This window comes from Sphingomonas flavescens (assembly GCF_030866745.1).
Lineage (GTDB): Bacteria > Pseudomonadota > Alphaproteobacteria > Sphingomonadales > Sphingomonadaceae > Sphingomicrobium > Sphingomicrobium flavescens.
Genome location: NZ_CP133016.1, coordinates 858,519 through 874,124, shown reverse-complemented (window position 1 = coordinate 874,124; position 15,606 = coordinate 858,519). Strand labels below are relative to the sequence as shown.

General features: G+C 66.0%; 17 protein-coding genes. 14 read left to right on the top strand and 3 right to left on the bottom strand.

Annotated features, from left to right (window positions below):
* The first annotated feature begins 41 nt into the window (after positions 1-41).
* Positions 42-725, top strand: a complete 684-nt coding sequence (locus QU596_RS04440; RefSeq protein ID WP_308517421.1) for a PEPxxWA-CTERM sorting domain-containing protein — start codon at positions 42-44, stop codon at positions 723-725.
* Between the two features lie 11 nt (positions 726-736).
* On the opposite strand, the gene QU596_RS04435 is transcribed toward QU596_RS04440, so the two are convergent.
* Entirely contained in the window at positions 737-1,486 is a 750-nt protein-coding gene (locus QU596_RS04435) for an SDR family NAD(P)-dependent oxidoreductase (RefSeq protein ID WP_308517420.1), read from the bottom strand.
* A 45-nt stretch (positions 1,487-1,531) separates the two neighbouring features.
* Here QU596_RS04435 and QU596_RS04430 point away from each other — a divergent pair, with 45 nt between their 5' ends.
* Both QU596_RS04430 and QU596_RS04425 read left to right on the top strand, forming a co-directional pair.
* On the top strand, positions 1,532-2,767 hold the full coding sequence (locus tag QU596_RS04430; protein ID WP_308517419.1) for an acyl-CoA dehydrogenase family protein: 1,236 nt from the start codon (positions 1,532-1,534) through the stop codon (positions 2,765-2,767).
* Positions 2,764-3,783, top strand: a complete 1,020-nt coding sequence (locus tag QU596_RS04425; protein ID WP_308517418.1) for a phosphotransferase family protein — start codon at positions 2,764-2,766, stop codon at positions 3,781-3,783. The genes QU596_RS04430 and QU596_RS04425 overlap by 4 nt, the downstream gene beginning before the upstream one ends.
* On the opposite strand, the gene QU596_RS04420 is transcribed toward QU596_RS04425, so the two are convergent.
* Both QU596_RS04420 and paaG read right to left on the bottom strand, forming a co-directional pair.
* Positions 3,780-3,971, bottom strand: a complete 192-nt coding sequence (locus QU596_RS04420) for a hypothetical protein (RefSeq protein ID WP_308517417.1) — start codon at positions 3,969-3,971, stop codon at positions 3,780-3,782. The genes QU596_RS04425 and QU596_RS04420 overlap by 4 nt on opposite strands.
* Before the next feature lie 2 nt (positions 3,972-3,973).
* Positions 3,974-4,753: a 2-(1,2-epoxy-1,2-dihydrophenyl)acetyl-CoA isomerase PaaG gene (gene paaG / locus QU596_RS04415; protein ID WP_308517416.1), complete on the bottom strand. Its 780-nt coding sequence runs from the start codon at positions 4,751-4,753 to the stop codon at positions 3,974-3,976.
* On the opposite strand from paaG, the gene paaI reads away from it, so the two are divergent.
* The 11 genes from paaI to QU596_RS04360 are packed head-to-tail and all read left to right on the top strand — an operon-like array spanning position 4,752 to position 15,606.
* Positions 4,752-5,204, top strand: coding sequence for a hydroxyphenylacetyl-CoA thioesterase PaaI (paaI, locus tag QU596_RS04410; RefSeq protein ID WP_308517415.1), 453 nt, complete (start codon positions 4,752-4,754; stop codon positions 5,202-5,204). The genes paaG and paaI overlap by 2 nt on opposite strands.
* Before the next feature lie 31 nt (positions 5,205-5,235).
* On the top strand, positions 5,236-6,216 hold the full coding sequence (gene paaA / locus QU596_RS04405; protein WP_308517414.1) for a 1,2-phenylacetyl-CoA epoxidase subunit PaaA: 981 nt from the start codon (positions 5,236-5,238) through the stop codon (positions 6,214-6,216).
* Complete coding sequence (paaB, locus tag QU596_RS04400) at positions 6,213-6,497, top strand: 1,2-phenylacetyl-CoA epoxidase subunit PaaB (RefSeq protein WP_308517413.1); 285 nt, start codon at positions 6,213-6,215, stop codon at positions 6,495-6,497. Before paaA ends, paaB begins: the two co-directional genes overlap by 4 nt.
* A complete protein-coding gene (gene paaC / locus QU596_RS04395; RefSeq protein WP_308517412.1) occupies positions 6,497-7,324 on the top strand; it encodes a 1,2-phenylacetyl-CoA epoxidase subunit PaaC in 828 nt (275 codons plus the stop codon). The genes paaB and paaC overlap by 1 nt, the downstream gene beginning before the upstream one ends.
* Complete coding sequence (paaE, locus tag QU596_RS04390) at positions 7,324-8,397, top strand: 1,2-phenylacetyl-CoA epoxidase subunit PaaE (RefSeq protein WP_308517411.1); 1,074 nt, start codon at positions 7,324-7,326, stop codon at positions 8,395-8,397. The genes paaC and paaE overlap by 1 nt, the downstream gene beginning before the upstream one ends.
* 19 nt (positions 8,398-8,416) lie before the next feature.
* Positions 8,417-9,610: an amino acid aminotransferase gene (locus QU596_RS04385; protein WP_308517410.1), complete on the top strand. Its 1,194-nt coding sequence runs from the start codon at positions 8,417-8,419 to the stop codon at positions 9,608-9,610.
* Between the two features lie 2 nt (positions 9,611-9,612).
* Positions 9,613-11,664 carry an alpha-ketoacid dehydrogenase subunit alpha/beta gene (locus QU596_RS04380; RefSeq protein ID WP_308517409.1) on the top strand — a complete coding sequence of 684 codons (2,052 nt, stop codon included), beginning with the start codon at positions 9,613-9,615 and terminating at the stop codon, positions 11,662-11,664.
* Position 11,665: 1 nt separating this feature from the next.
* The gene (locus tag QU596_RS04375) at positions 11,666-12,868 is read left to right on the top strand and encodes a dihydrolipoamide acetyltransferase family protein (protein ID WP_308517408.1); all 1,203 of its coding nucleotides are present in this window, start codon (positions 11,666-11,668) and stop codon (positions 12,866-12,868) included.
* Positions 12,869-12,919: 51 nt separating this feature from the next.
* Positions 12,920-13,606 carry an SRPBCC family protein gene (locus QU596_RS04370; protein WP_308517407.1) on the top strand — a complete coding sequence of 229 codons (687 nt, stop codon included), beginning with the start codon at positions 12,920-12,922 and terminating at the stop codon, positions 13,604-13,606.
* A 10-nt stretch (positions 13,607-13,616) separates the two neighbouring features.
* The gene (locus QU596_RS04365) at positions 13,617-14,840 is read left to right on the top strand and encodes a zinc-dependent alcohol dehydrogenase (protein WP_308517406.1); all 1,224 of its coding nucleotides are present in this window, start codon (positions 13,617-13,619) and stop codon (positions 14,838-14,840) included.
* Positions 14,827-15,606, top strand: a complete 780-nt coding sequence (locus QU596_RS04360) for an SDR family NAD(P)-dependent oxidoreductase (RefSeq protein WP_308517405.1) — start codon at positions 14,827-14,829, stop codon at positions 15,604-15,606. Before QU596_RS04365 ends, QU596_RS04360 begins: the two co-directional genes overlap by 14 nt.

Here is a 15,606-nt window from a genome sequence, read left to right as displayed (position 1 = left end):
AATCGGCCTCTCGCCGCGATCCCGCGGTGGAAGGGGACAAGATGTACAAGCGTATAAGCCTGCGGCTGACGGCCGCGTTGATCATGAGTTCTGCCCTGGTCGCGCCGGCCGCGGCGTCCGTGACCGTTGGCACGCCGTCGATCGGCGGGAATTGTTTCCCGTTCAGCTGCAGCTACACTGGGACCTACCAGCAGGTTTACGGCGCATCGGCGTTCTCGGGTGTGACGACGATCAACACCGTCGACTTTTTCGCCGCGGCAGGGTTTGGCGCGCTGACGAGCAATCTCAGTTCGTACACGTTCTCATTTTACCTGACGAACCTGCCGGTCGATGGCCTGACGACCAACCCGGCGCTCAATCGCGGCACGTTGCTGTCGAGCTTCGGCACGTTCACGCCGGGCACCAGCTACACGTTCGTGGGCAACAGCTTCACCTACAATCCAGCCCTGGGCAATCTGCTGCTCGACATCCAGACCGCGGGTTCGCCCAACGACTTCAACGCCTGGAGCTACAGCTCGACGGTCGGGGACCAGATGTCGAACATGTACCGCACGAGCGGTACCGGTCCCTATGCCACCGGGTCGAACGGCCTGGTGACCCGCTTCTCGACGACGGCCGTGCCGGAGCCTTCAACCTGGGCGATGCTGCTGGTCGGGTTCTTCGCGATCGGCGCCATCGCGCGGCGGAGCCGCCGTGCCGAGCACGCATTTCCCCAGCTAGTCTGAGCGCAAGCGCTTCAAAGCATTCTTATGTCGAAGCGGCGCGTGGTCGGGTGGCTGCTCGCGAGGCCGCCGTCGACGACCAGCGCGGTGCCGTTGACGTAGCTGGCGTCGTCGGATGCAAGGAAGAGGGCGGCCTGCGCGATCTCGCTCGGTTCGCCGCCGCGGGCGAGCGGGTTGAGCTCACCGATGCGCTTTTCCTGGCCGCGGTCGCGGGCCATGTCGTAGATCGGCTTGGTCATGCCGGTTTCAATGAGGCCGGGGCAAATGGCGTTGACGCGGATGCCGCTTCCGGAGAGCTGCTGCGCGGCGGTCTGGACGAGGTTGATGACGCCCGCCTTGCTGGCGGAATAGGCTGCGCCGCCGGCGCCGCTGCGCAGGCCCGCAACGCTGGCGGTGCAGATGATCGAGCCGCCGCGCTCGCGCATCAAAGGCGCGGCATATTTGATGGCGAGGAACGGGCCGATCAGGTTGACGCGGAGGATCTCGGCCCAGTCCTCGGCGGTCTGCTCGGCGATGGAGGAAAAGCCGCCGGAGACGCCGGCGTTGGCGAACATGATGTCGAGCCGGCCGTATTCCGCGGCGACTTCCTCGATCAGGCTTTTGACGTCCGCTTCGTCGCCGGCGTCCGAGCGGCGGTCCGCGCCATCGCCGACGTCCGCGCCGATGACCGTTGCGCCCTCGCTTCGGAACAGTTCGACCGTCGCCTTGCCGATGCCCGATGCCGCGCCGGTGACGATCGCGACCTTGCCTGCCAGTCTTGCCATGCGGCCCTCATAGCCAACCGACACTGTTGCTGATAGGCCGCGGCCATGGACTTCAGCCTCAGCTCCACGGAGACCGGTTGGCGCGACCGCGTCCGCGATTTCATGAACAGCGAAGTACGGCCCCGCGCCGGCGATTACGACGCGCAGCAGCGCGAGGGCGGGCGATGGAAAGAGCTCCCGGTCGTCGAGGAACTGAAGGAAAAGGCGCGGGCGCAGGGGCTGTGGAACCTGTTCATGCCCCCGTCCCACGGCGCCACCCCGGTGGACGACAGCTTCAAATTCGACGGGCCGGGTTTGAGCAACCTCGAATATGCGCTGTGCGCCGAGGAGATGGGGCGCATCCTGTGGTCGTCGGAGGTCTTCAACTGCTCCGCGCCCGACACGGGCAACATGGAGGTGCTCAACCGCTACGGCACGCGCGAGCAGAAGGACGAGTGGCTCGAGCCGCTGATGGAAGGCCAGATCCGCTCGGCCTTTTTGATGACCGAGCCGGACGTCGCCTCGTCCGACGCGACCAACATCAAGTGCCGCATCGAGATGCGCGGCAACGAATATGTCGTGAACGGACGCAAATGGTGGTCGAGCGGGGCGGGGGATCCGCGCTGCAAGGTCGCGATCCTGATGGGCAAGACCGATCCGGAGGCCGAGAAGCACAAGCAGCAGTCGATGATCCTGCTGCCGCTCGACGCGCCCGGCGTGACGATCAAGCGGCACCTGCCGGTGTTCGGCTATGACGATGCGCCTCACGGGCACATGGAAATCGAGCTCGACGACGTGCGCGTGCCGCCGTCGAACATGCTGCTGGGCGAGGGCCGCGGGTTCGAGATCGCGCAGGGGCGGCTTGGGCCGGGGCGCATCCACCATTGCATGCGGACCATCGGCGCGGCCGAGGAGGCGCTCGACGCGATGGTCAAGCGGCTGATGTCGCGCACCACCTTCGGCAAGACGATCGCCGAGCAGGGCGTGTGGGAAGAGCGCGTTGCCAATGCGCGCATCGACATCGAGATGACGCGGCTGCTGTGCTTGAAGGCGGCAGACATGATGGACCGCGCCGGCAACAAGGCCGCGCAGGGCGAGATCGCAATGATCAAGGTTGCGGCGCCGATCATGGCGCTGAAGATCATCGACGATGCGATCCAAGCCTTCGGCGCGGCAGGTGTGTCCGAGGATGCTGGGCTGGCCCGCAGCTATGCGTCGATCCGGACGCTGCGGCTGGCAGACGGGCCGGACGAGGTGCACCGCCGCGCGATCGCCCGGCTGGAATATAAAAAGCATCGATGAGCGAGCAGGCGATCGACGAAGGCGCCCTAGCGGATTGGCTGGAGGCCAATGTCGAGGGGTTCGCCGGGCCGCTTACGCTGACCAAGTTCCCGTCGGGGCAGTCGAACCCGACTTACCGCATCCACGCGACGTCCGGCGATTATGTGCTGCGGCGGAAGCCGTTCGGGCCGTTGCTGCCTTCAGCGCATGCGGTCGACCGCGAGTATCGGTTGCTGTCGGGGCTGTATCCGCTGGGGTTTCCGGTGCCGGAGCCGCTGGCTCTGTGTGACGATCCGGAGATCATTGGCGCGATCTTTTACGTGATGGAGATGGCCAAGGGTCGGCCCTATGCGAACGGCGCGCTGCCCGATTTCGACTCGGCGACCCGGCGTCGCATGTACGAGCAATTGGTCGACACATTGGCCGAGCTCCACACGATCGATCCGGAGAAAGCCGAACTCGGCGACTTCGGTCGGCCGGGCAATTATTTCGAGCGGCAGGTCGCGCGCTGGACGCGGCAGTATCGCGATTCCGAGACCGACTATATTCCGGAGATGGAGCGGCTGATCGCCTTCCTGCCGGGCACGCTGCCGGAGCAGTCCCGGGTGTCGGTGGTGCATGGCGACTATCGCATCGACAATGTCGTGTTCGACGGCGACGGGACGCTGACCGCGGTCCTCGACTGGGAGCTGGCAACCTTGGGCGATCCGCTGGCGGACTTTTCCTACCTGGCGATGCAGTGGATGATGCCGGCGGATGGGGCCGCTGGGCTGGCGGGGCTGGATTTGGCGGCGCTGGGAATTCCGACCTTGAATGAAGCGGCCGAGCGTTACGCGGAGCGCTCCGGCGTGCCGGTTGCGGGCCAGCTCGACTGGTATTTCGCTTACAATCTCTTCCGGCTGGCGGGGATCGTCCAGGGCATCAAGAAACGCGTGATCGACCGGACGGCGAGCCATGCGCAGGCCGCGGAAATGGCGAAGCGCGTGCCGATGCTGGCGCAGACGGCGTGGAGTTTTGCACAGAGGGCGGGCGCTTAGCGCTTTCGCGTTGCAACGATCAGCAGCGCGATGCCCACAACCGATAGGATTGCGCCGCGCGTTGCCCAAGGGCGCTCGTCGATCATGAAGCTCGATGCCGGCCAGTGGATGATCCCGAAACCCTGCCCGACCCACAGCAGGCCCATGAGCACGCAGAGAATGCCTAGAATCATCAGCGCGCTGCGCATCGTCAGCGCCCCGTGAACGTCGCCGGACGCTTTTCGAGGAAGGCGGCGACGCCCTCGCGATAGTCTTCGGTGAAACCGAGGCGGCGCATTTCGTCGCGCTGCAGCGTGAGTTCTTCATTGAGGCTGCGGTCCCAGCTGGTGCGGATCATGCTCTTGATCGCGGCGAGACCGAGCGGCGGCATGGCGGCCAGCTTTTCGGCGAGCGCGTCGACCGTGGCGTCGAGCGCGTCGTCGTCGACGCACCTCCAGATCAGGCCCCAGTCCGCGGCCTGCTCGGCTGTCAGTGGTTCGCCAGTGAGCGCAAGGCCCATCGCGCGGGCCTGGCCGAGGTGGCGCGTCAGGTGCCAGCTGCCGCCAGTGTCGGGCACCAGGCCGATGGCGGCGAAGCTCTGGATGAACTTGGCAGAGCGGGCGGCAACGACAAGGTCGCAGGCGAGCGCGAGGCTGGCGCCTGCGCCAGCCGCGACGCCGTTCACGCGGGCGATGATGGGCTGAGGGGCCTCGGCGAGCAGCCTGACCAGCGGATTCCAGGAGACTTCCACCGTGTCGCCGAGATCGACCGCTTCGCCGGGCGCCACCGCCCGGTCGTTGAGGTCCTGCCCCGCGCAGAAGCCTCGACCCGCGCCGGTGACGACGATGACGCGCGCGGTCTCAGCCTCGGCCATCGCCGCGCGCAATTCCTGATGCATCGCCTTGGTGAAGCTGTTGAGCCGGTCTGGGCGGTTGAGCGTGATGCGGGCGATCGCGCCGTCCGCCTTGAAGTCGATGGTCTCGTAAGCCATGCGAAAGCGTAGCGAAGGAGAGGGTGTGGACGCAAACTCACTTGCGCGGCGCGTGGCCGATCACATGCTGGCGGCGGAGGGAACCGGGCCGGCCTGGGACCTGAAGATCGAGGACGTGCGCGAGGATTATGCGCGGGTGTCGATGGTGGTGCGCGCGGACATGCTGAACGGCCACGGCTTTGCGCATGGCGGGATGATCTTCGCCCTCGCGGACAGCGCCTTCGCCTACGTTTGCAACGGCGCCAATAACGCCAGCGTCGCGGCGCAGGCGTCGATCGTGTTCCTCGACAAGGTGCAGGAGGGCGAGACGCTGATCGCCGAAGCGAGCGAGATTGCGCGCGAGGGAAGAGCGGGCGTGACGCGCGTTGCGGTAAGTGCAGGAGATGGCCGCAAGGTCGCCGAGTTCACCGGCTATTCGCGCACGCTCGGCGGAGCGGTCGTCGAGGTTTGAACGTTACGCCCTCAGGAGCTACATCGCAGCCATGTACACGACGGAATTGCAGAAGACCGCGAAGATCGAGAGTCTCGAGGACCCGAAGCTGCTCGAAGCGTTCGAGGCGCGGGTTGCGGCGGATGAATTCATCGAGCCCAAGGACTGGATGCCCGAGGCCTATCGGCGGACGCTGACGCGGCAGATTAGCCAGCATGCGCACAGCGAGATCGTCGGCATGCTGCCTGAGGGTAACTGGATCACGCGCGCGCCGTCGCTTCGGCGCAAGGCGATCCTGCTCGCGAAGGTGCAGGACGAGGCGGGGCACGGGCTCTACCTCTATTGCGCGGCGGAGACTTTGGGCACGAGCCGGGATCAGATGACCGAGGCGCTGCTCAGCGGCAAAGCGAAATACTCGACGATCTTCAACTATCCGACGCTGACCTGGGCGGACATCGGCGCGATCGGCTGGCTGGTCGACGGTGCGGCAATCATGAACCAGGTGCCGCTGCAGCGGACGAGCTACGGCCCCTACGCCCGCGCGATGGTTCGCGTGTGCAAGGAAGAGAGCTTCCACCAGCGCCAGGGCTACGAGATCATGATCGCGCTGGCGAACGGGACGCCCGAGCAGAAGCGAATGGCGCAGGACGCGCTGAACCGCTGGTGGTGGCCGAGCCTGATGATGTTCGGCCCGCCCGACGAGAATAGCCCCAACACGGCGCAGTCGATGCGCTGGCGAATCAAGCGCGAGACCAATGACGAGCTGCGGCAGAAGTTCGTCGACATCACCAAGCCGCAGGCGGACTTCCTTGGCCTGACCGTGCCGGACCCGGATCTCGCCTGGAACGAGGAGAAGGGCGGCTACGATTTCGGCACGATCGACTGGGAAGAATTCTACGCGGTGGTGCGCGGTGAAGGGCCTGTCGCCAAGGAGCGCATGAAAGCGCGCCGCGATGCCTGGGAGGATGGCGCCTGGGTCCGCGAAGCCGCGGAGGCGCACGCCGGGAAGCGCCGTGCGAGGAAGGCGGCGTGAGTGGCGATTGGCCGCTCTGGGAGGTCTTCGTCCGCGCCAAGGGTGGCCTTGCGCATCGCCATGTTGGCAGCGTTCATGCTCCTGACGCGGAGCTCGCACTCGCCCATGCGCGCGACACCTACACGCGGCGGCAGGAAGGCGTGAGCCTGTGGGTCGTGCGGTCGGCGGACATCGTCGCGTCCGATCCTGACCAAGCCGGCGAGCTGTTTGAGCCCGCCGAGAGCAAGATCTACCGCCACCCGACGTTCTACGACATTCCGGACGAAGTGAAGCACATCTGATGGCGCCGTCATTGCCGCCGATCCGGCCCGAGGATGAGGCCGTGGCCGCGAAGCTGCGCCCGCGTGGCGCGTTCGATCCGAAGGCGCAGGATGACCATGAGCCGGTGCGGCGGGACCTGCTGCTTCGGCTGGGCGACGATGCGCTAATCCTGGGGCAGCGGCTGAGCGAATGGTGTGGGCATGGGCCGGCGCTGGAGGTCGACATCAGCCTTGCCAACCTGGCGCTGGACCTGGTCGGGCAGGCGACCTTGCTGTTGGGCGAAGCGGGGGACGGCGACCAGCTGGCGTTTCACCGCGACGTGCTGGACTTCAAAAATTGCCTGCTGGTCGAGCAGCCGAACGGCGACTTCGCGCAGACGATGGCGCGGCACCTGCTGTACACGACGTGGCAGCACATGCTGCTGCAGCGGTTGACGGGGTCGAGCGACAAGTTCCTGAGCGAATTCGCGCACAAGGCGGTCAAGGAAGTCGCCTATCATCGCGAGCTTGCCGCCGACTGGGTGGTGCGGCTGGGCGACGGGACGGACGAGAGCGCGCGGCGGATGGCCGAGGGTCTCGACTGGTGCTGGCGCTTCGTGCCCGAGCTGTTTGACGTCGACGAGCCGATGCGGGCGGCGATTGATCGCGGGCTGGTACCAGACCCGCGGACATTCGAGGATGAGTATCGCGAGGCGATCGCGGCGGTGCTCGGCGAGGCGCAGCTGGTGGTGCCGGACGACCAGCGCGCGATTCTCGGCGGGCGGACAGGTCACCACAGCGAGCATCTCGGCCATCTGCTGGCGGTGATGCAGTTCCTGCCGCGCACCTATCCCGACGCGGTCTGGTAATGAGCGTTCGCTTCCACGCGCTGAAGGTCGCGGAGATCGTGCCCGAGACCGCCGATGCCAATTCGATCCGCTTCGAAATCCCGGAAGAATTGCGCGAGGAATTTGCCTTCAAAGCGGGGCAGCATCTGACGCTGCGGGCGACCATCGATGGCGAGGAAGTGCGGCGGAATTATTCGCTGTGCACGGCGCCGGTCGAGGGTGACTGGATGGTCACCGTCAAGCGGATCGGTGGTGGGCTTTTCTCCAACTGGGTGGGCGACCAGCTGAAGGCTGGGGACACGGTCGAGGTGATGGTGCCGCATGGCAGCTTCACGACCGATTTTGACCCCGCGCGGAGCCGGCACCTTGTCGGCATCGCGGGCGGCTCCGGCATCACGCCGGTGATGTCGCTGGTGAAGACATTGCTGCGCGAGGAGCCGAACAGCCGCTTCACCTTGTTCTACGGCAACCGCGACAGCAGCTCGGTGATCTTTCTCGAAGCGCTCGCAGGGTTGAAGGACAAGCATCTCGGGCGGCTGGAAATCTACCATTTCTTGGATGCCGAGGACCAGGACATCGACCTGTTCAACGGCATGCTGAATCGCGAGCGGCTTGACGCGGCCATCGCGGCGCTGGTGCCCGAAGCGGCGAGCGTCGACGGCTGGTTCATCTGCGGCCCGGGGCCGATGATGGACGCGGCGGAACAGGCGCTGCTCGACCAGCACATTCCGAAGGACCGCATCCACATCGAGCGCTTCACCGCCGGGCGCCCCGCCGGTGCGGTCGCGCAGGAGATGGCGCAGCTTCAGACGCGTGCCGAGGGCGTGCAGGTGTCGGTGACGCTCGACGGACGCACGCGGCGCGTGCCGTTCACCGCGGGCAACATCCTCGACAGCGCGCGTGAGGCGGGGTTGCCCGCGCCGTTCGCCTGCAAGGCGGGAGTCTGCGCCACCTGTCGCGCGAAGGTGACCCGCGGCAAGGTCGAGATGGCGGTGCATTACGGCCTCACCGACGAGGAGGTGGCGGAGGGCTATGTGCTCACCTGCCAGTCCGTCCCGGTCGGGGATGGGGTCGCAGTGGATTACGACGCTTGAACCCGCTAATTGCCGTTTCATGCTGACGCAGTCGAAGGCGAGAGGGCTCGCCGATCTCCCGCCCGTTGTGAACGACTCGCTGCTAGCGCTGATTGCGCTGTGCGATGCGGACCCGCGGCCGGAAAAGATCGACGTCGGCGTCGGAGTTTTTCGCGACGCGGTCGGCAATACGCCGATCCTGAAGGTCATGAAGGAAGCCGAGCAGCGGCTGGTCGATACACAGGAGACGAAGGCGTATCTCGGCAGCGCCGGCGACAAGCGCTTTGCCGAGCTGTTGCGCCCGGTCCTGCTTGGCGAGCATGCCGGAGATGAGCGTATCCTCGGGCTGCAGACGCCAGGCGGTTGCGGGGCGTTGCGACTGGGCTTCGAACTGCTGGCACGGGCCAATCCCGGTGCGCGGGTGCTGGTCGGTACGCCGACCTGGCCGAACCATCCGCCGATCATCCGCTCGGTCGGGCTCGAGCTGGTGGAATATCCCTATTACGAGCGCGGGCAGGGCGCGATCCGCTTCGACGACATGCTGGCGACGCTGCGCGAGGCGCAGGCGGGCGACATCGTGCTGCTGCACGGCTGCTGCCACAATCCGACCGGCGCCGACCTGGACGAGGACCAGTGGCGCGCGGTGCGCGATGTGGTCGTCGAGCGCGGGCTCGTGCCGCTGGTCGACATTGCCTACCAGGGGTTTGGGCGCGGTCTGGACGAGGATGCGCTCGGTGTCCGGTTGATGCTTGAGGCGTGCGACGAGGTGATCGTCGCGCAGAGCTGCGACAAGAATTTCAGCGTTTACCGCGACCGCGTCGGGTCGCTGTGGATCAAGACTGGATCGCGCGCGACAAGCGAGACGGCGATGAACCACGTACACCAGATCGCGCGCGAAATGTGGTCGATGCCGCCCGATCACGGCGCAGCGGCGGTGCACATCATCCTTGAGGACCCGGCGCTGCGTGAGCGGTGGCTCGGCGAGCTGACGGCGATGCGCGACCGCATCAACAGCGTTCGTCAGCGGATCGCGTCGGCCGACCCGCGCCTGGCCTTCATTGGACGGCAGTTCGGGATGTTTTCGATGCTCCCCTTAAGCAAGGAGCAGGTGCTCAAGCTGCGCGAGGACAGCGCGATCTACATGGCCGATAGCGGCCGCTTCAACGTCGTCGGTCTGGGCGACGATCAGATCGATCGATTTGCCGCCGCCGTGGTCGGCGCGCTGGACGCCTGATCATGGCCGATCGCGACCCGGGCCGCGTCGCTGCGGACGTCGACTGGCGTGAGGTCGCCCGACTGGTGCTCACCAGCCGCGAGATGGACCGGCTGGAGGAGCAGGAGCTCGTTCCGGCGAAGAAAGTGCTCTATCAGTTCAGCGCCCGCGGTCATGACATGGCGCAGGTGCTGCTGGGCATGCACCTTAAGGATGGCGACGCAGCCTGTGGCTATTACCGCTCGCGGCCGCTGCTGCTGGCGCTTGGCGTTCCGCTGGCGGATGCGCTTGGCTCGGGGATGGGGTTGGCCGGAGGCTATTCGGACGGGCGCGATATCGGCGTCGTCTTCAATTACCCCAATCCGGGCGGTGCTCATGCGCTGCCGATGTGCGGCGGGGTCGGCGCGCAATACACGCCGGCGGCCGGCTGGGCGCAGGCGATCAAATATAAGGTCGAGGCGCTGGGCGAAGGGCCGGATGACGCCATTGCGCTGGTGCTGGGCGGCGATGCGAGCTGCGCAACCGGTGGATTTTGGTCCGCGCTAACCATTGCCACTACTCAACAATTGCCGCTTCTCATCTATGTCGAGGACAATGGCTACGGCATCTCGGTGACGTCGGACTATCAGACGCCGGGGCAGGACATTGCGGCGAACCTGGCGAGCTTCACCGGGCTGACCATCTTCAATGGGGACGGCACCGATCCGGTCGAAGCTTCGCGGCTGATCGACGAGGCGGTCGGGCATGTGCGGACCAAACGCGCGCCGGTGCTGCTGCGGCTGCGCGTGCCGCGGCTTGAGGGGCATAGCTACCAGGACACGCAGACCTACAAGAGCGAGGCGGAGATCGAGGCCGAATGGGCGCGCGATCCGCTGCCGAAGCTGAAGGCGCATTGCGCGCAGCGGCAGATCGGCGACGATGCCTGGGCCGACCTGGAGCGCGAGACGGCGTGGCAGGTGGAGGCGGCGCGTGCCGAGGCGGAAGCGCGGGGCGTGTCGTCGCCGGAGACCGTGACGCGCAACGTCTTCGACGAGGGCGAGCCGCAGCAGGTCGGTGGGCGTGCGGGGCTCAGCCTCGACGGCACCACCGACGAGCCGAAGCCGGAAGGCCAGCGGATCAATATGGTCACGGCCATCCGCCGCGTGCTGGAGCAGGAGCTCGATGCCAATCCCAAGGTGCTGGTGTTCGGCGAGGACGTGGGGCCGAAGGGCGGCGTGCATGCGGTGACGCTCGGGCTGCAGGAACGCTTTGGGCGCGAGCGGGTGTTCGACACTTCGCTGAATGAAGAAGGTATCGTCGGTCGCGCGGTGGGGATGGCGCTGGCAGGGCTGATGCCGGTGCCCGAAATCCAGTTCCGCAAATATGCCGAGCCGGCGACCGAGCAGATCCATGATTGCGGGACGATGCGCTGGCGGACGAACAACCGGTTCGCGGCGCCGATGGTGCTCCGCGTGCCTGGCGGCTTCTTCAAATGCGGCGATCCCTGGCATTCGATGACCAATGAGGTGGAGTTCGTCCACAATCCCGGCTGGAAAGTCGCGGTGCCGTCGAACGCGGAGGATGCGGTCGGATTGCTGCGCGCGGGGCTGCGCGGGAACGACCCTGTGCTGTTCTTCGAACATCGCGCGATGCTGGACGATAGCTGGGCTCGGCGTCCGTGGCCCGGCGATCGCTATGTGCTGCCGTTCGGGCGGGCGAAGAAAACGCGCGAGGGCGACAAGATCACGATTGTCACCTGGGGCGCGATGGTGCCGCGCTGCGAGGCGGCGGCGGAAGGCGTCAGCGCAGACCTTATCGACCTGCGCACCTTGCAGCCGTGGGACAAGGATATGGTGCTCGACAGCGTCCGCCGCACGCGGCGCTGCCTGATCGTGCATGAGGATCTGCGGACGGGTGGTTTCGGGGCGGAGATCGCCGCGGTCGTCGCCGACGAGGCTTTCCTCGACCTCGACGCGCCGGTGGCGCGGGTTACCATGCCGGACATCCCGAGCCCGCATCATCCCAAGCTGATGGAGTGGGCTTTGCCGAGTCCCACAAGCATCCGTGCGGAGATCGACCGCCTGGTGGGTTTCTGACGTGATCGAAGTCCGCGTTCCCGACGAGCAGGAGGGCACCAAGGCGGTCGTCCGCGCCTGGCTGAAGCAGATTGGCGAGGAGGTGGCGGAGAACGATCCGCTGGTCGAGCTGGAAACTGACAAGGTAACGCAGGAAGTGCCGGCGCCGGCTGCGGGCGTACTGGCCGAGATTGTTCTTCGGACCGATGATGAGGCGGTGCCGGGGGCCCTGCTGGCGCGGATCGAGACTGACGCCACCCAACCCGCCGTTCGTCCTGAGCCTGTCGAAGGGCTGAGTTCTTCCAGCCCGCCTGCCGAAGAAAAGCAGGGCTTCGACAAGCTCAGCCCGAACGGGGGCGGGGAGACGCGCTTGAGCCCCTCGGTGCGGCGCGCGTGCTTGCAGAACGGGATCGATCCTTCCCGGATTCAGGGGACGGGGCGGAATGGGCGCGTCACTCGCGAGGACGTCGACCGGGCGGTAGCTTCGGCGACCGTCGTCAGCGTCGGCGAACCGACGACCGCTCAGCCGCGGCAGTTTTCGGCGCAGGACATCCCTCACGACCGCATGCGGCTGGCGATCGCGGAGAACATGACGCGCGCGGTCAGCGACGCGCCGCATGTCACGGCGGTGTTCGAAGCCGATTTCTCGGCCATCGCCGCGCACAAGGCCGCGATGACAGCTCGGGGCACGAAACTCAGCTACACCGCCTATATCGTGAAGGCAGCTGCCGAGGCGATGGCGGTCGCACCCGCGATCAACGGGCGGTGGGAGCAAGACCGGATCGCGGTATCGCCGACCATCGACATCGGCGTCGGCACTGCGCTTGGCGAGAAGGGGCTGGTCGTTCCCGTCGTCAAGGACGCCGGCTCGCTTAGCCTCGAGCAGATTGGCGCCAGGCTCGACGACCTCACCCGCCGTGCCCGCGAGGGGAAGCTGGAGCGGTCGGACGTGTCTGGCGGCAGCTTCACCATCTCCAACCACGGCGTTTCCGGGTCGCTGCTCGCGGCGCCAATCATCCTGCACCAGGGGCAGGCGGCGATCCTTGGCATCGGCAAGCTGGAAAAGCGCGTCGTCGTTCGCGAGATCGGCGGGCAGGACGCCATCCTGGTGCGCCCGATGGCCTATGTCACGCTGACGATCGACCACCGCGTGGTGGACGGTCACCAGACCAACGCGTGGCTGTCGCGCTTCGTCGAAATCCTCGAGAATTGGCAACAGCCGTAGGAACTTAAGCCCTCCTAATCCGCTTGCTCGGCAGACGCGACGGAGGCCCAATTGGCTGAAAATACAGAGAATGAGCGCAGCGATCGCTCGGGTGCGTGGATCGGCGCGGGACTGGCGGCTGCGACGATCGGCGCCGCGTTCCTGTGGGGACGGAAAGGCGCGACGGGCGACGCGGATGTGATCAGCGACGCGCCGCCGCACGTGCTTCGCGGCGATGCTGCCAGGCAGGTGCAAGGGGACGAGGCGGTGGTCGGACGAACCGTGACCATCGGCCGACCGCGGCAAGAACTCTACGACTTCTGGCGCGGCTTCGAGCGGTTGCCGCAATTCATGGACAATGTCCGCAAAATCGAGCGCGTGGACGACGAGACGTCGCGCTGGACGATAAAGGGACCGGCCGGGACGGACGTGGAGATCGTCAGCAAGCTGGTCGAGGATGTGCCGGGATCGAAGCTGGCGTGGGAAAGCGCGCCGGACAGCGACATCGATACGTCCGGCGTGATCGAGTTCACCGACGCGCCGGCCGACCGCGGGACCTACGTGCGCTTCCTCATGGCCTACGACCCGCCGGGCGGCACGGTCGGCCGCGGCATTGCCAAGCTGCTGCAGCGCGAGCCGACCGTTCAGGCCCGCCGCGACCTCCGCCGGTTCAAGCAACTAATGGAAACGGGTGAGGTGACCAAGAATGCGTCGCCGTCGGCCCGTGAATCCGAATCCCCCACTGAAGCCCGAGTTTAGGAGTACCCCGATGCGCGCAGTTACCTGGCACGGGCGCCACGACGTCCGCGTCGACACCGTTCCCGATCCCGAAATCGTCAACCCGCGCGATGCGATCATCAAGATCACATCGACGGCGATCTGCGGATCAGACCTTCATCTTTATGACGGCTACATCCCCGGCATGCGCGCGGGCGACATCCTGGGCCATGAGAATATGGGCGAGGTGGTCGAGGTCGGGCCCAAGAGCACGCTGCAGAAAGGCCAGAAGGTCGTCATCCCCTTCACCGTCAGCTGCGGGCAGTGCTTCTTCTGCCAGAAGCAGCAGTATAGCGCCTGCGACAATAGCAACCCGGCCGAGACCTCGGACGCGTCCGAGATCCTGATGGGCCACCCGATGGGCGGTGCCTTTGGCTACGCGCACCTGACCGGCGGCTACGCGGGCGGGCAGGCCGAATATCTGCGCGTGCCCTATTCCGATGTCGGCCCGATCGTCATCCCGGACGGGGTCGACGATGATCAGGTCGTGTTCCTGTCCGACATCCTGCCGACCGGCTGGATGGCGGCGGAAAATGCCATGATCGAGAAAGGCGACACGGTCGCCGTCTGGGGCTGCGGCCCGGTCGGCCTGTTCGCGATCCAGTCCGCGCTGATCATGGGCGCCGAGCGCGTCATCGCGATCGACCATTTCCCGACGCGGCTGCAGCTTGCGAAGCAGCTCGGCGCGGAGATCCTCGATTATAACGAGGTCGACGTGCGCGCCGCGCTTGCGGAAATGACCGGGGGCATCGGGCCGGACGCGGTAATCGACTGCGTGGGCATGGAAAGCCACGGCATCAGCATCGACAATATCGCCGACCAGGTGAAGCAGACTTTGTTCCTTGGCACCGAGCGGCCGCACGCGCTTCGCCAGGCGATCCTGGCCTGCCGCAAGGGCGGACGCGTTTCTGTCCCCGGCGTCTACGGCGGTTTCGCGGACAAGTTTCCGCTCGGTCAGATGATGGAAAAGGGGCTGACGGTGAAGACCGGCCAGACCCACGTCCAGAAATATACCGGGCTGCTGCTCGACATGATCCTTCAGGACAAGATCGATACGACCTTCCTGATCTCGCACCACGCCAGCCTCGAGGATGCGCCGGACATGTACCGGCACTGGCACGACGAGCAGAACGAATACACGAAGATCGTCTTGAAACCCGAGCTGCAGAAGGGCGACGTCGAGACCCTCAAGGAGTATGCACATGAGCCAGCCTAAACTCGCCGTCGTCACCGGCGCTTCCAGCGGCATCGGCTTGGAACTTGCCAAGCTCGCTGCCGAAGATGGCTTTGACCTGATCGTGGCGGCGGACACACCTTTCGTGGAAGCAGGCCCGGCGTTCGAGGATTTCGACGTCGGCGTCGAGCAGATCGAAGCCGACCTGTCGTCGCAGCAGGGCGTGCAGCAGCTGCTCGACATGATCGGTGACCGGCAGGTCGACGTGCTGGTTGCCAATGCGGGTCACGGGCTCGGGCACGGCTTCCTCGACCAAGCGCCTGACGAGTGGCAGCACGTGATCAATACCAACATCACCGGCACATTGTTGCTGATCCAGCCGATCGTGCAGCGGATGGTTGAACGCGGCGAGGGGAAGGTGCTGATCACCGGTTCCATTGCGGGCCACATCGCCGGCACGTTCCAGGCCGTTTACAACGGATCGAAGGCCTTCGTGGACAGCTTCGCCGCCGCGCTCAACGAGGAGATCAAAGGCAGCGGCGTGACGATCACTTGCCTGAAGCCCGGCGCCACGGACACCAACTTCTTTCACCGTGCCGAGATGGACGACACAAAAGTCGGGCAAGCCAAAAAGGACGATCCCGCCGATGTCGCGAAGGTTGGCTGGAAGGCGATGAAGAGCGGCGAACCCGCGGTGATCTACGGCCTTAAGAACAAGATGCAGGTCGCGGTGTCGGAGGTGCTGCCTGATGCGCAGACCGCCAAAATCCATCGCAAGCAGGCAGAGCCAGGCAGCGGTCTCGACTAG